Consider the following 15,957-nt stretch of genomic DNA (forward strand, 5'->3'; position numbering starts at 1 on the left):
TAGTTGTGACGGCAACGAAGCCTGAAGCCGATGGGGCGGTCGCACCTGGCTCGACGGTGCTGATCAGAGGAGAGGAATGGCTGGTCAGCGCAGTGGAAGAGACCACTGACGGGCAGCTCGTTCATGTGCAAGGCCTTGGCGAGCTGGTCAGAGGCACCAGTGCGTCGTTCTACCGCAACCTCGACGAGGTCGTCCCCCTGGAGCCCGCCGACGCGACGGTCGTCACCGACGACAGTCCCCGCTACCGCACCGCCCGGCTCTGGCTGGAGTCGACGATCCGCAAGACCCCACAGCCCATCGGCGAGCAGGCGTTGTCGGTGGCCACACGGGGGCTCGCCGACGCATTGAGCTACCAGCAGTCGGCAGTACGCAAGGCGCTCGATCCAGCGAACCTGAGACCACGGCTGCTCCTGGCGGACGCGGTTGGGCTCGGCAAGACCCTCGAGATCGGCATGATCCTCTCGGAGCTGGTGCGCCGAGGGCGAGGTGAACGCATTCTCGTCGTGACACCCAGGCACGTGCTGGAACAAATGCAGCACGAGCTCTGGTGCCGATTCGCATTGCCGTTCGTACGGCTGGACTCGGCGGGGATTCAGCGGGTGCGGCAGAAGCTGCCTGCCACCCGTAATCCGTTCACCTATTTCAAGCGGGCGATCATCTCGATCGACACACTGAAGTCGGACCGCTACGTGGCGAGCCTGAGCAAACAGCGCTGGGACGCAGTGGTGATCGACGAGTCGCACAACCTGTCCAACTCGACGACGATGAACAACCGACTGGCCAGGATCCTCGCCCGTAACGCCGAGGCGTTGATCCTCGCGTCGGCGACGCCGCACAACGGGCGTGCCGACTCGTTCGCCGAACTGCTCAGACTGCTCGATCCGTCCGCAGTTCCACCGGACGGCCAGCTCGACAAGGAAGAGGTGCGCAGGCTGGTAGTGCGCAGGCACCGGCACAGCCCGGAGGTCGCACAGGTCGTCGGCGCCGACTGGGCACCGCGGCAGGAGCCGGAGAACCTTCTCGTCCCAGCGACGACCGAGGAGAATGCGGTCGCTCGTGAGCTCGCGGACACCTGGCTTTGGCCGGGGCCAGGCGGGAGTCCTTATTCGGGACAAAACGCGTCGCTGTTTCCGTGGACCTTGGCCAAGGCGTTTCTGTCCTCACCGGCAGCCCTGCGGGAAAGCATCGACGGCAGACTTGGCAGGCTCGGCGACGACGATCAGGCCGCGCGGGAACGCCGGGCGCTGCAGGAACTTGCCGAGCTGAATGACAATTGCCGGACCTCCGCGAAGTATCAGCGGCTTGTCGAGCACCTGAAGAAGATCGGGGTCGGCAAGAACAAGCCGATCCGCGCCGTGGTGTTCGCTGAGCGGGTGGAGACGTTGCGGTGGCTTCAACGTAGTTTGCCGAAGGACCTGAAAGTGCCTGCCGAAGCCGTGGAGTTGATGCACGGCGGGCTCGCCGACGACAAGCAGCAAGCTGTCGTCGAGGCGTTCAAACAGGAACAGGCGCCGGTGCGGGTGCTGGTCACCGGGGACGTCGCGTCCGAGGGCGTCAACCTGCACGCGCAATGCCACCACCTGATTCATTACGACATCCCGTGGAGCCTGATCCGGATCGAGCAACGCAACGGCCGGATCGACCGGTACGGGCAGAAAAATCCCCCGTTGATCACTGCTTTGCTGCTTGATCCGGACGGTGAGAAGTTCGCCGGTGACGTACGGATTCTGGCCAGGCTGCTCGAGAAGGAGAACGAGGCGCACACCGCGCTCGGTGACGTCGCTTCGCTGATGGGCCACTACGACGTGAAGAGCGAGGAGGACGACATCCGCGCGGTGCTGGCCGGCCGCAAGGAGCTCGACGACGTGGTCCGCCCGGTCACGGACGTCGCCGCGGGCAACGACCTCACCGCGTTGTTCGCCCAGCTCTTCGACACCCCCAGCACGCAGCAGCCGGCCCCGAGCCCGCCAGAGCCGACCAAAACCGGCCCCACGCTCTACCCCGACGACGTGTCCTATCTGGAGGACGCTTTACGTCAGGCGTTCATCGACCCGACCGCGGCTCCGTCCAAAGACGGTGTTGGCTGGCGAAGGAATGTCGACTTCGGCACTGCGGAACTCGTCCCGCCACCAGATCTGGTGCAGCGTTTCGACGTATTGCCCCAGCGGTATCTGGCTGAACGCAAAGTCACCGAGAAGCTGGTGCTGGCCACCACCCCGGCACGCGGCAAGGACCGGCTTGCCGCCGCGCTGCGCGACGCCTCGAAACTGAGCTGGCCGGACGCGCACTACCTTGCGCCGCTGCACCCGGTGCTGGACTGGGCGGCGGACCGAGCGCTGGCCGCGTTGGGTCGCAACGAGGTGTTCGCCGTGCGCGGTTCCGTCGACGCGCCCACTGTGCTGCTGGTCGGCACGTTGACCAACAAACGCGGCCAGGTCGTCGCGGTCGCCTGGTTGACCGCCCAGTTCCCGGATCAGGAGAACCCAACCTTCGCGTTGATCGCGCCGCACGGCTCGGCACGCGATGCGTTCATCGAACTCGGCTGGGACGAGGCCCGCACCAACCCCGGCCCGGTCGACGTCACCGGCCTGAAAGCTCTCGTCGCCCCGGCCGTTCACCAGGCTGAACGACACGTGCGTACCTTGTTCGACGCAGCGGCCGAGGACGTGAAGAGCCGGGTCAAGCAATGGTCGGCCCGATTGGACCACTGGGAGGACGAGGCCGAGGCCCTCATCCAACGCAGTGAACTCAAACTCCGCCGGGCAACCGTGGACCAAGAGCGGGCGATGGTGGCCGCGATGGCGCCGGACCGGCAACTGGTCCGCCCGCTGCTGGTGGTCGTTCCGGAATCCGAAGGAGAGAAATGATGGCCGGTTCGGACGCGATCATCGTCGGTGAAGGCTGGCTCTCCGAGCACTACTTCAGCACCGACGCCACCAAGGAGTCCTTTCGCGCGAAAGTGTCGGAGCGGCGGAAATTCTGGGACGACGAAGACAAAGAAGGCCGTGATACGCCCCGGTCTAGGTTCATCAGCGCCCGTCAGGACCTGGAACGCGATCTTGCTCTGATGGCCGAGCTGCTCGACCCGTCCGCAGAGGCGGCAACCGTCCGTGACGGCCGTACCGCGGACGTTGTCGCCGCGGACGTGCATGAGCGACTGATCGGCGTCCTTGGCTTGACCGGCCACGGCCTGGTGCTCGATCGGTCCGGCCCGCTCCTTCGGGTGTCTGCCCCCGGCGTCGAGAAACATGCCCCGCTGGTGGTGCTGTCGGCTCGCCCGGTCGGCGCGGTGGAAGATCTGCTCGCCCGTGACGCGGTGACGCTGCCAGAACCGGTGCAACTCACCGAGGACGACGAGGAGATCAAGTCCGTCGCCCGGCTGACGTCGTCGTTGTTCGTCGCCGAGGAGGCCCCCGAATTCGTGCTGGTGCTTGCCGGTCGATGGGCGCTGCTGGCGGAACGGGATCGCTGGGCCGAAGGCCGCTATCTGGCAGTCGACCTGCAATTGGTTTGCGAACGTAACGACACCAAGAAGGCCGGCGAGATCGACCGGGCGCTCACCTGCTTGTCCGCGGAGTCGATCGCCCCTGACGCGGAAGGCGCCATCTGGTGGCACGGAGTGCTTGAAGCGTCTGTCAAGCACACCGTGGGGGTGTCGAAGGATCTCCGCGACGGCGTCCGTCTGTCGATCGAGATCATCGCCAACGAGGTACTCGACCGCCGCCGGGCGCAGGGCCTCGATCCGCTCCCCACCACCGAGGCACAGGAGCTGGCGAAACAGTCGCTGCGGTTCCTGTACCGCATCCTGTTCCTCCTCTACGCCGAGGCGTCACCCGAACTCGGAGTGCTCCCAGCCGGCGCCCCGGAATACGACCAGGGTTACAGCCTCGACCGGCTGCGGGAGCTGATCCAGGTGGAACTGGCCACCCCGCAGGCCCGCAGCGGAACTCACCTGTACGAATCCCTGGCGGTGTTGTTTCGGCTGGTCGACAACGGCCACGCCCCGTTGACGGGTGACGACGAGTCGGAGGCCACGGGAGGACTCACGTTCAATGCGCTGCGCGCCGACTTGTTCCAGCCGGCGAAGACCGCGCACATCGACGAGGTGCGGCTCGGCAATGCCGCGTTGCAGCAGGTGCTCACGCACTTGTTGCTCAGCAAGGAATCCCGTGGCAAGGACCGCGGCTTTATTTCCTATGCGGAACTCGGCATCAACCAGTTGGGCGCAGTGTACGAGGGCCTGATGTCCTACACCGGTTTCTTCGCCGAGACCGATTTGTACGAAGTGGCCAAGGGCGGCGACAGCGTCAAGGGATCGTGGGTGGTGCCCGTCGATCGTGCGCACGACATCTCACCAGACGACTTCGTCAAGTCCATCGACCCGCGTACCGGGGAGAAACGTCCGGTGCTGCACCCGAAGGGTTCGTTCGTCTTCCGCCTTGCTGGCCGGGAGCGCCAGCAATCCGCGTCGTACTACACCCCGGAGGTCCTCACCCGTTTCACCGTCGGCCAGGCGCTGGAAGAACTGCTCGACCAGGATGGGACAACGAGCGCGGCGGACATCCTCACGTTCACCGTGTGCGAACCCGCGCTCGGCTCCGGCGCGTTCGCGATCGAAGCGGTCCGACAGCTGGCGGACCAGTACCTCAAGCGCAGGCAAGCGGAACTCGGCATCCGGATCGATCCGGATGAGTACCCCCGCCGCTTGCAAGAGGTCAAAGCATATCTGGCGCTGCACAACGTGTACGGGGTCGACCTCAACTCCACCGCGGTGGAGCTTGCGGAAATCTCGCTCTGGCTGGACACAATGGTCTCCGGCTTGTCCGCGCCGTGGTTCGGCCTGCACCTGCGCCGCGGCAACTCCCTGGTCGGGGCACGCCGCGCGGTCTACTCCCGCAACCAGGTGAGCACCAAGTCCTGGCTCACCGAAATCCCGCGAGACATCCCGCTCACCTCGCTCGTCGACGACGTCGCGAACGATCGGATCGCCGCCGACGGCATCCATCACTTCCTCCTGCCCGCGGACGGCTGGGGCGCTGCCGCGGAAGCGAAGGAAGTCGCCGTGCTCACCCCAGACGCGGTGAAGGCTTTGAAGGAGTGGCGCAAGAAGGTCCGCACCAAACCCACCCAGAAACAAGTGAACGCGCTCACCGAGCTCGCGCACCGGGTCGAGATGCTCTGGCAAATCACCTACCGTAGGCTCAACATAGCCGAACAGGAGATCCGACGGGACGTTCCAGTCTGGGGCGCCGACGATCTTCCGGCTGGCGGCGCGGTGAAACGCGAACAGATCGAGACCACACTGGCCAATCCAAACGGCGCCTACCAACGCCTCCGCCGCGTCATGGACGCCTGGACCGCCTTATGGTTCTGGCCGTTAACCACCGACACGCCACCCCCGAACCTGGACGGCTGGATCGAAGCCCTACAAGGCCTGCTCGGCCGTAGCCCGGAGATCCGCAAGAAGAACTCAGGCCCGACCTTCGCCCAGGCCGCCGACTGGAACGAACTCAACCAGGCGGAAGACCTCGAACTCACCTTTTCCGGCGCCCGGCCGGTAGCCACTGTGCTTCGCGACCACCGCTGGTTAGCGGTGTGCGAACGGGTGGCTCAACAGCAGGGTTTCTTCCACTGGAACCTGGACTTTGCCACAGTATTCGCCCGAGGCGGCTTCGACCTCCAAGTAGGAAACCCACCCTGGGTCCGCCCCGACTCTAACTTTGATGCCCTGCTGGCAGAAGGCGACCCCTGGTGGGAACTTGCGGTCAAACCGTCCGAGCAGAAGCGAGCGCAGAAACGTGAAACGACGCTTGCCCTACCCGGCATTCGTGACCTCGTCATTGACGGCACCGTCGACGTGGCTTGCCTGGCCGAATTCGTCGGCTCCCCGCCTCAATATCCACACCTGCAAGGTCTCCGATCTGACCTCTATCGCTGTTTTATGGAACAAACCTGGCGGCACGTCTCACATTTCGGCACCATTGGCCTTATAAGCCTCGAATCTCATTTTACGGACGAGAATGCTGGCGATCTGCGAGCTGCAGCATATTCACGACTGAGGCAACATTGGGAGTTTATCAATGAACTTCAACTCTTTGAGATTCAGCATCAAAAGCATTATGGCGTCAACATTTATGGCACTTCGCGAGATTATGTAAAGTTCCTTAGTTCGGTGTCGATGTATCATCCCGACACCGCCATTCGTTCGCAAGAGCACGACGGATCCGGCCCCGAGCCCGGCTTCAAGGATCCCGACGGTAATTGGGATCTGCGGCCGCATCGGGACAGGATCACGACCGTCACCGACGACACGTTGGCCACCTGGCATGCGATCCTCGAATCGGACGACGTTCCGGTCCGCCAGACCCGGATGGTCTATGCGGTCAACCGCTCCGCCTCAACCGTTCTCGACAAACTTGCCGACCTTCCCCGAATCGGCGAGTTGGGCCTCCAATTCTCTCGTGGTTGGAATGAAACCATTGACCGAAAGAGGGGCCGGTTCGAGTCGAAATGGGGGGCGCCTGCGTCGTGGGGTGACGTAATCCTGCAAGGTCCACACCTGTTCGTGGCAACTCCATTTTACAAGGCGCCGAACGAGACGATGCTGAATCATCTCGACTGGTCGGCGACGGACTTCGAGGCGTTGGCCACCGATGCGATACCAGTCACCGCCTACAAACCCCGAGGCAACCGAGCCCACTACGACCTCGACTACACCCATTGGGGCGACGACAACGAGTACCCAGCTCGCGACTACTATCGCATTGCCTGGCGAGCCATGGCCGCGAACACCGGTGAACGCACCTTGATCCCGGCACTTGTTCCCCCAGGTAGCACACATGTCCACACCGTGTCGACGGTAGGGGCGCCGAACTCCGAGCAAGAGTCTTTGGTTGCCACCGCAGCGTTCATGTCGTCTTTGCTGGCTGATTTTGCCGTGCGAGTTGCACCCAAGTCGGCAATTACTGGTTCTACTATTGGTCGCCTTTCTTATACCCAAGGAGAATTCCTGCTTGAGCTCATGCTACGCACCTTGCGGTTGAATTGTGTCACGGATGCTTATGGCAAACTTTGGCAACACTGCTTCAACCAAGCATTTAGCGAGGATTCATGGGCCAGCGGATTCATGCATGCCAAGCGCTCGAACCTTGGCGACGTCGGCCCTGATTGGAACGTTGACACACCCCTCCGGATTGCAGCTGACCGACGACAGGCACTGGTGGAAATTGATGCACTGGTTGCGTTGACTCTTGGGCTCACCGCGGACGAGTTGTGCTCGATTTACCGGACGCATTTCTCAGTGCTCTACGGGTACGATCGGAACTTCTACCACTACGACGCCAACGGACGGCTGGTTCCTAATTCCGTGCTCACCGTGTGGCGGAAGAAGGGGGATCGGATGTCCGAGGAGGAGCGGACGGCCACCAACCAGGTCGGGAACACCTACACGTACGAGTTGCCGTTCATCACGTTGGACAGAGAGCACGACATGCGGGTGGCGTATGCGGAGTTCCAGCGGCGTCTTGAGGAGCGCTCGTGAGTGAGCTGCTGCCGACACTGCAGGCCGATCGGATCAGGGTCGGTCTCGTCGACTACCTGACGACCACGTTCGGACTGACCGATGGAGACGCGCGGGATGCGCTCGATCGGTTTCTCTCCGATCCGGACACCGGCATGTTCAAGGGTCCTTACGTCCGACTCCGTATGCCATTCCGTCCTGCCGACGAAGGCTGGCGAGACACTCTCGACTGGTACGAAGGCTTCCCGCCGTACGGGCACCAGGCCGCCACGTTCGCCCGACTCGCATCCTCGGTGGATGGACAGGAGCGCCGTCCGCTACCGACGCTGGTGACCACCGGCACTGGCTCCGGCAAGACCGAGGCGTTCCTGTACCCGATCATCGACCACGTCCTGCGCGCCCGGCGCAACGGCGAAAAGGGCACAAAAGCTCTGATCCTGTATCCGATGAACGCGCTCGCCAACGACCAGGCGGGCCGGCTCACCACCCTGCTCACCACGCACCGCGAACTCGCCGACGTCACCGCGGCTCTCTACACCGGTCAGGACGGAGCAACGCGCGCCAGTGTCACAAAAGATGGGCTGATCACCGACCGCGGCATCATCCAGGACACTGCACCAGACATCCTGCTCACCAATTACAAGATGCTCGACCAACTGCTGTTGCGGGTAGAGGATCAGAAGATTTGGCGGCAGTCCGCGACCAGCCTTCGTTACGTGGTGCTCGACGAGTTCCATACCTACGACGGCGCGCAGGGTACCGACGTCGCGATGCTGCTGCGCCGCCTCGGCTTGGCGCTGAAAAGTCACTGGAACGACGACGACCCCGACATCGACGCCGCCGCGCGACGACGCCCGCTAGGGCTCGCGGCACCGGTCGCCACCTCCGCCACCTTGGGCGACAAGGGCGACCCGACGGTCATGCTCGACTTTGCCGCGACCGTGTTCGGCGAGGAATTCGACGCTGAAGCGGTAGTCACCGAAACCCGGCTCGGCCTCGACGAGTGGTCCGAGGGCGCAGAGCCGGGACTTGAGCCGGTCCCACTGGCCGACCTCGACGTACTGGGCATCGTGAAGAAGGTCAAGGAACTCGGGCACGACCCGACTGGTGAGCAACTCGCGCACATCGCGCTCGGCTCGCTCTACGGCGTCGACGCGACAGCGTTCGCCGACGCCACACCGGAACGACTCAACGCTGCCTGTCGGGCGCACCCGCTGATTCATGACCTCGTCCGGCACACCGAAGCCGCGATCGCGCTCGACGACCTGGCCACTGACGTCCTCGGCACGGACCTGGAGTTCGTCGGCTACGTGATCGGCGCGCTCGGGCACGTCCGTGCCGTCGCCGGCAGGGCAGCGTTGTCGGTGGACGTACACCAATGGGTGCGCGAGTTGACCCGCATCGACAGGACTGCCTCCGCGGCCACCCGGTTCCGCTGGAGCGACGACGGCCCGGCCGTCGCGGACGACGCCGAAGCCCGGCCATCGTTCCCGGCCATCTTCTGCAGGCACTGCGGCCGGTCTGGCTGGGGTGTCGGGCTTGCTCCGGTCGGCAACAGTCTGGCGGTCCAAGACGAAGACATCCGACGCAACCACGCCGCCCGCGAGGGCCGGTTCCGGGCTCTGCTCTACGCGCCCGCCGAAGCCGCCACAGACCTGGACGACGACCAGCCTGTCGAGAGGCTGGTGTGGTTTTCCGTTCGTCACCGAGAACTGCTCACCAGCGTTGCCGAGGACGACCCGGAACTGCGTGACGGCTGGATCTTGCCGGTGCTCACCACCACCGGTCTCGACACGGACGCCGACGCGAACAAGGACACTTGCCCGTCGTGCGGTCAGGAAGACGGTATCCGGTTCCTCGGCAGCGCGATCGCCACTCTGCTGTCGGTGTCGCTGTCCACGTTGTTCGGTACGCCGAGCCTGGACACACGCGAGAAGAAGGCACTCGTATTCACCGACTCGGTGCAGGACGCCGCACACAGGGCCGGCTTCGTGCAGGCCCGCTCGCACACCCTCACCCTGCGTTCGGTGTTCGCCGACGCCGTCGCCGACGGCCCGCTCACCCTGGACGCGCTGGTAGACGAGGTGATCCAGCAGTCGGGCGACGACCCGTTTGCCCGCTACCGGATCCTCGCCCCGGACTGCGCCGACCGGGAATCGTTCGTCCCGTTCTGGCAGGCCCCGACACTGCGCGCGGTACGCGCGGCCGTGCGGTCCAGGGTACGTAAACGGCTCGCGCTCGCCGCCGCACTGGAGTTCGGACTCAACTCGCGGACAGGGCGAACGCTGGAACTCACCGGCACAGTCGCCGTCGAGGTGGAAGCCGGGACGCCGCAACGCATCGCCGGAGTTGCACGGTCCGCGCTGACAGGTACGTCTTGGCAGGACAAACTCTTCAGCGATCCACGCTCCGACGCGACGATGATCGCGTGGGTACGTGGCGTATTGGACCGGATGCGCGCGCAGGGCGCCATCGACCACCCCTGGTTCGACCGGCTACGCACCGAAGACGGCCGGGATTGGTCGATCTGGGGCGGCCGGCCACGCAGCGAAGGCATGCCCGCGTTCCCCAGAAACCGCCCCGCTCCTGCATACCCGAAGGTCGGTGGGACCGGCGCCACCGGACGCGGTGTGGACGCCGTCACCTCATCCCAGTCCTGGTACGCCCGCTGGACCAGCCGAGTGCTCGACGTGTCCCCGCTGGACGGCGGGCGGCTGGCCAAGCTCTTGTTCGATCGGCTCGCCCGCGACGGTGTGCTTAGCACGACCATCAGCGACGCCGGTGCCACTGTGTACGCCATCCCAGCCTCTGGTGTCGTGGTCGCGCCGCCGGACACCGCGCCGCGTCTGCTGGTCTGCGACACCTGTCGCGCTGTGACACCCGGCTCGTCCGCCGCCATCGACCAGCTCATCGCTGCGCCCTGTTTGCACGACCGTTGCCGCGGGAGGCTGCGGGTAGAGGAGTCGCCGGACAACTTCTACCGGCGTCTTTACGCATCCCCGGACATGCGGCGCGTGGTCGCCCGTGAACACACCAGCCTGCTGGACGACAAGACCCGGCTGGCCTACGAAGAAGGTTTTCGCAACGCGGCAGGCAGCCCGCAGGCCCCGAACGTGCTGGTCGCGACGCCGACGTTGGAAATGGGTATCGACATCGGTGATCTGTCCGCGGTGTTTCTGGCTTCGTTGCCGCGCACAGTGGCCTCCTACCTGCAACGCGTCGGCCGCGCTGGTCGTCTCACCGGCAACGCGTTGAGCTTGGCGTTCGTCACCGGACGTGGCGACCAGCTACCCAAGATCGGCGACCCGTTGTCCGTCGTGGACGGCGAGGTTCGACCGCCCGCCACTTACCTTGCCGCGGAAGAGATCCTGCGCCGACAGTACATTGCCTACCTCGCCGATGGCTTCGCCCGCGATCCCCGGCGTCCACACCCGCGCGCTGCAGTCAGCGCAATCGGATCGGACAAGCCTGGTACGTTCCTCGGCGAACTCGTTCGGCACGCCGAGCAGGGTGCCGACGACCACCTTGCCGCATTCACTGCAACCTTCACAAACCTGCCCGACGACGTCGTCATGCAACTGCGCGAGTGGCTTCGGCCAAACTCCGGGCCAGGAACCAGCGGCTTCGCCGCGCACGTGCACGCCGCGAGCGTGCGCTGGCAGTCCACAGTAGACACATTGCGGCGGCGAGAGAAAGCTATCACCGAGTTGCTGCCGGACCTCGAAGCCAAGATCGCGTCGCCTGCCGCCACCGACGACGACAAGCAAGCGCTGCGTTCAGCGAAGGCGACCGCGAAACTCACCTCCGGGCAACTCGGGCACTTGAATGGCACGTACTGGATCAGCGTGTTGGAGGAGTACGGGCTGTTCCCCAACTACACTTTGCTCGACGACTCGGTCACCCTCGACGTCGGGTTGTCCTGGACCGACCCTGACACCGGTGCGCACGAATACGGCTCAGCTCGGTTCAATCGCGGTTCCGCGCTGGCGTTGCGTGATTTCGCGCCCGGCGCCACGTTCTATGCTCGTGGCTGGGAGATCACCATCGATGCGGTGGACCTCGGCCTCGACGGCGCGTCGATTCGCACCTGGGCGTTCTGTCCGTCCTGCGGGTACTCCGCGGACGTCGCCGAAACCGGCCGAGATCTACCAGTCCCGCCGTGTCCTCGATGCGGCAGCCGGGGGATTTCCGATACCGGGCAACGGCTCGACGTAGTCGAGTTGACCAGAGTCTCGGCCGAGGTCCGGCGGGACGAAGTGGCGATCTCCGACCGGCGCGACGACCGCGACCGGGCCGCGTTCCACATCGTCACCTCGGCCGACATCGACCCGGCGAACGCGGTACGCCGCTGGTTCGTCGAGGACACTGGGCTTGGCTGCACGTACCTGCGAAGCGTCGATCTCACCTGGATCAACCTCGGCCCGCCCGGCCAGGGCGCCACCCGCATGATCAGTGGCGAGGCGCGTCAGGGACTGCTGTTCCGGGTGTGCTCCGGGTGCGGTGTGAAGGACACCGAGACCGGCCGAAACCGGCCACACGAGCACCGACCTTGGTGCCCTTATCGGACGGCAACGGACGAGGTGACGAGCACCATCGCGTTGTCTCGAACGTTGCGCACCCAAGGACTGCTGATCAGGCTTCCTCGCGTGGTCACCCTTGGGGACGACTTCGCGGTTCCCAGCCTCGGCGCCGCACTGCTGCTCGGATTGCGCGAACGCATGGGTGGCCACCCCGACCATATCCAGGTCGAGTTCGTGGTGGATCCGACGCACTCGGACGGCACCGACAACCACGAAGCGATCCTGCTGCACGACGTGGTGCCCGGTGGTACCGGCTATCTCGCCGAAACCGCCGCTCCTGAGCAGCTGCGGGAGCTACTGGTGCTTGCCTGGCAACGGGTTCGTGAGTGTGAATGCAGGCACGAGCTACGGCTGGCCTGCCATCGCTGTCTGCTGCCGTTCGTGGCCCCTGGCATGGTCAGCCGCGCGTCCAGGTCGTCGACGGAACGGCACCTGCGCACCCTGCTCGGCTTGCCTGCCGACGCGTCGACCGCAGACGGAACGACCTGGACGGTGACCGAAGTGGCGCCATACGAGGAACCGGAATCCCATCTGGAGCGCGCGTTCCACCGACTGTTCGTCGGCAAGCTCCGCCGCGCGGGCGCCACTGTCACCGAGACCCCCGGTCCCACTGGCAACGTAGTGCGCTTCACCTTCCCCGGTGGACACCGGCAATGGACGTTGACCCCTCAGGCGAACGTGGCCGACTCACGGCCGGACTTTCTGCTGCAGACCAACGACATGAACGTGCCGGACATCGCGATCTTCACCGACGGCCGGGCCTATCACGCCACATCGACCTGCAACCGGCTCGCCGACGACGCTACGAAACGCGCGAACCTGCGCGACGCAGGACTGCTCGTCCTCGCCGTCACCATGGCCGACCTCGACGCGATCGAGCAGCCGTCGTGGTATCACCCGGACCTGGCAGGAAATCTCCTGAACGTGCCGCCATTCCAGGCGCCACCGGAGGCGTACCGGGCGCTCGGGCGCGGCCCGGTGGATTGGCTGGTCGACTGGGTGCTTGCCCCGGCGCCGAACGCGGTTCGCGCCGTCAGCCGGGCGGTGCCGATGTTCCTCTCCCGTGGCGCTCAACCGGTTACCGTCCCCGACACCGTCGATCTGGAGGTCGTCGCCCGGGCGGCCCTGCTCGACGAGCACATCCCGATTGGCGACCGCAAGGTGCATCTGTACCGGGCAGGCGCGCTTGCCGCCACCGTCGAGATGTTGTTGTCTAACGGGCTGGTGCGAGTGGCGGTCGTGCTGGACGACCGCGACGAGGAGTTGGGCGATACGCACGCCGATGGGTGGCGTGGTTGGCTGCAGCTGTCCAACGCGCTCGCTGCGCGCGACTGGCCGACAGTGATCACGACGACCAGCCAGGTGAGCCCAGGTACTACGCCAGTGGAGGAACTACCCCAGGAAGACAGGCCGCTGGGTGCCTGGGCCGACGTTTACGACTCTGCCGGATCGGACATCGAACGCCAGCTCGTCGCAAAACTCGCCGCGCACGGCGGAGTTGCGCCACCCAAGATCGGGATCGAGGGTCCCGACGGAATCATGCTCGACATCTGCTGGCCTACGGAGCGTGTCGCCGTCGTTTTCGAACACACACCCCAGCAGGACCGGGACGACTTGATCGCGGCAGGATGGCGGGTCGTGGAAGCCGAACTGGAACAGATCTTCGCCGCACTCCCACTGGCGTAGGAATTCGAGGAACGATGCCGACCATCATCATGGGCAAGCTGGCCAGCAAGATCGACGGATCGATCCGCAGCAAGGCCATGTCATTCCTGCAAAAGCTCGGGACCGACGACACCACGTCCGGCCTGCACATCGAACCCATCGAGAACGCCGTCGACCCACGGGTACGCACCGGCAGGGTGGACAACTTCTGGCGAGCGGTCATGTTCCGCCTCGACAGCGACGGCGAGCGTCACTACGTCATCCACGGCATTTGGCCACATGACGACGCGATTGCCGAGGCTCGCCGGGTGCGGTTGAGTGTCAACCCGATCAACGGACTCCCGCAGATCGCCGAGATCGAGCCACCGGCCGCGTCGGTCCCGGCCGCAACCAAATCATCGTCCAGCCAGTCGTTGCTCGGGAGTCTGGGGCACGATCGCAACGTACTGGTCGAGACTCTCGGTTTGCCGGAGCACATAGCCGGTCAGGCACTCGCCGCTGTCGACGATGACGCCGTGTTGGATCTTGCTCAGCGGTACGACGGCTGGATTGGCACGATCTTGGTCGATCTCGCAGCTGGCGACGCGGTCGATTCGGTCGTTGCACGGATGGAACTCGAGAAGACTGCTCCATCGGACGATACCGACGCGGACGTTCTGCATTCCCTGAAACGACCAGGAGCGGCCTTCCAGTACGCCATGATCGGCGATCAGGATGAGCTGCGTCGCGTCATCGACGGGGGCGACTTCGGTGCCTGGCGGGTTTTCCTGCACCCCGAGCAGCGTCGCTACGTCGAACGCAGCTACAACGGCCCGTTCAGGCTGTCCGGAGGAGCAGGCACCGGCAAGACCGTCGTGCTCGTACACCGCGCTCGCGCACTAGCGCGCCGAAGCCCCAGTGCGCGGATCGTGTTGACTACGTTCACCACGAACCTTGCCGGCGCACTTGGCGACAGTCTCACACAACTCGACCCACGAGTGCCGCAGACGAAAAAACTCGGCCAGCCAGGTGTGCACGTCAGCGGTGTGGATGCACTCGCCTCTGCCGTGCTGCGAAGCGCCGGCAGCAGCCTCGCCGCTAGTGTGCGTGAGGTTCTCGGAGAAGACCGTTCGGCGCCACTTGCCCGAACAACCGGCACCCGATGGCGCGAGATCGTCGAGTCGACCAGTACGTCACTTCCGACAGCGTTGGCCAACGAGTCGTTCTTGTCGAGTGAGTACGGGCATGTCGTACTGCCCAACAAGATCCACGACGAGGCGGGATACCTTCGGGTGCGCCGCCCCGGCCGCGGCGTGGCACTCGATCGAGCGAAGCGATCAGCCGTGTGGGAACTCGTCGCGGCATACCGGGCGCAAGGTCGTATCGATGGGAGTCTCGACTTCGCTGAGGCAGCCGCAGTCGCGGCTGCACATCTGGCCGGGCAGATGGACAAGCTTGCCGACCACGTGCTAATCGACGAGGGTCAAGACCTTTCGCCAAGCCATTGGCAGCTACTTCGCGCTCTCACCGGTGAGCATCCGGACGATCTGTTCATCGCTGAGGACGCCCACCAACGCATCTACGGAGCCCGCGTGGTGCTGGGCAGATATGGCGTTGCGATCGTCGGTCGTTCGCAGCGACTCACCCTGAACTACCGAACCACTGCGCAGAACCTGCACTACGCGATGAAGATCATCGAAGGTGAGCAGTACGTCGACCTGGAAGACGATATGGAAACCACCGGTTACCGTTCAGCGCGTACCGGCCCGGAACCGAAGATGGTTCCTGTCGAGTCTCTCGGTGCCGAGTTGGAGGAGATCGGCAAGCGTGTCCAGGCATGGGTGGCGTCCGGCACCCACGCCGACACCGTGGCGGTCCTCGTACCGGACCGTTTCCATCGTGACCGGGTAGTGACTGCGCTGACCGAGCGTGGTGTCGATGCCCGCGCTGTCGATCGTGACCGACCGGCAAAGGGACGTGTGGCAGTCATGACCATGCACCGCGCCAAGGGGACCGAATTCTCCAAGGTCGTGATCGCAGCCGACCGCCCATCTCCGGCCGAACTGGCACGCCTAGAAACGCTGGCACCGCCAGAACGAGCCGACGCCGACCTCCGTCGTCGGTCGCTACGCTATGTGGCAGCCACCCGTGCCCGCGATGAACTGGTAGTGATCTACCCGCAGCACTAGGCCACGTGATCTTTGGATCGGGTGA

General features: G+C 64.8%; 4 protein-coding genes. All 4 read left to right on the plus strand.

The window, feature by feature from the left end; all coding sequences use genetic code 11:
• Positions 1-5 precede the first annotated feature (5 nt).
• The 4 genes from AMYAL_RS0112280 to AMYAL_RS0112295 are packed head-to-tail and all read left to right on the plus strand — an operon-like array spanning position 6 to position 15,932.
• Positions 6-2,867: a helicase-related protein gene (locus tag AMYAL_RS0112280; protein WP_026467001.1), complete on the plus strand. Its 2,862-nt coding sequence runs from the start codon at positions 6-8 to the stop codon at positions 2,865-2,867.
• A complete protein-coding gene (locus AMYAL_RS0112285) occupies positions 2,867-7,540 on the plus strand; it encodes an Eco57I restriction-modification methylase domain-containing protein (protein WP_020631604.1) in 4,674 nt (1,557 codons plus the stop codon). Before AMYAL_RS0112280 ends, AMYAL_RS0112285 begins: the two co-directional genes overlap by 1 nt.
• Positions 7,537-13,785: a DEAD/DEAH box helicase gene (locus AMYAL_RS0112290; RefSeq protein WP_020631605.1), complete on the plus strand. Its 6,249-nt coding sequence runs from the start codon at positions 7,537-7,539 to the stop codon at positions 13,783-13,785. Before AMYAL_RS0112285 ends, AMYAL_RS0112290 begins: the two co-directional genes overlap by 4 nt.
• Before the next feature lie 14 nt (positions 13,786-13,799).
• The gene (locus AMYAL_RS0112295; RefSeq protein ID WP_020631606.1) at positions 13,800-15,932 is read left to right on the plus strand and encodes a UvrD-helicase domain-containing protein; all 2,133 of its coding nucleotides are present in this window, start codon (positions 13,800-13,802) and stop codon (positions 15,930-15,932) included.
• Positions 15,933-15,957: the final 25 nt, after the last annotated feature.

It is taken from the genome of Amycolatopsis alba DSM 44262 (genome assembly GCF_000384215.1).
GTDB classification, from domain to species: domain Bacteria; phylum Actinomycetota; class Actinomycetes; order Mycobacteriales; family Pseudonocardiaceae; genus Amycolatopsis; species Amycolatopsis alba.

What these genes read in the sequence shown, in the direction of transcription:
- AMYAL_RS0112285 (WP_020631604.1), top strand. Translation starts at nt 2,867, where the DNA reads ATGGCCGGTTCGGACGCGATCATCGTCGGTGAAGGCTGGCTCTCCGAG.
- AMYAL_RS0112295 (WP_020631606.1), top strand. Translation starts at nt 13,800, where the DNA reads ATGCCGACCATCATCATGGGCAAGCTGGCCAGCAAGATCGACGGATCG.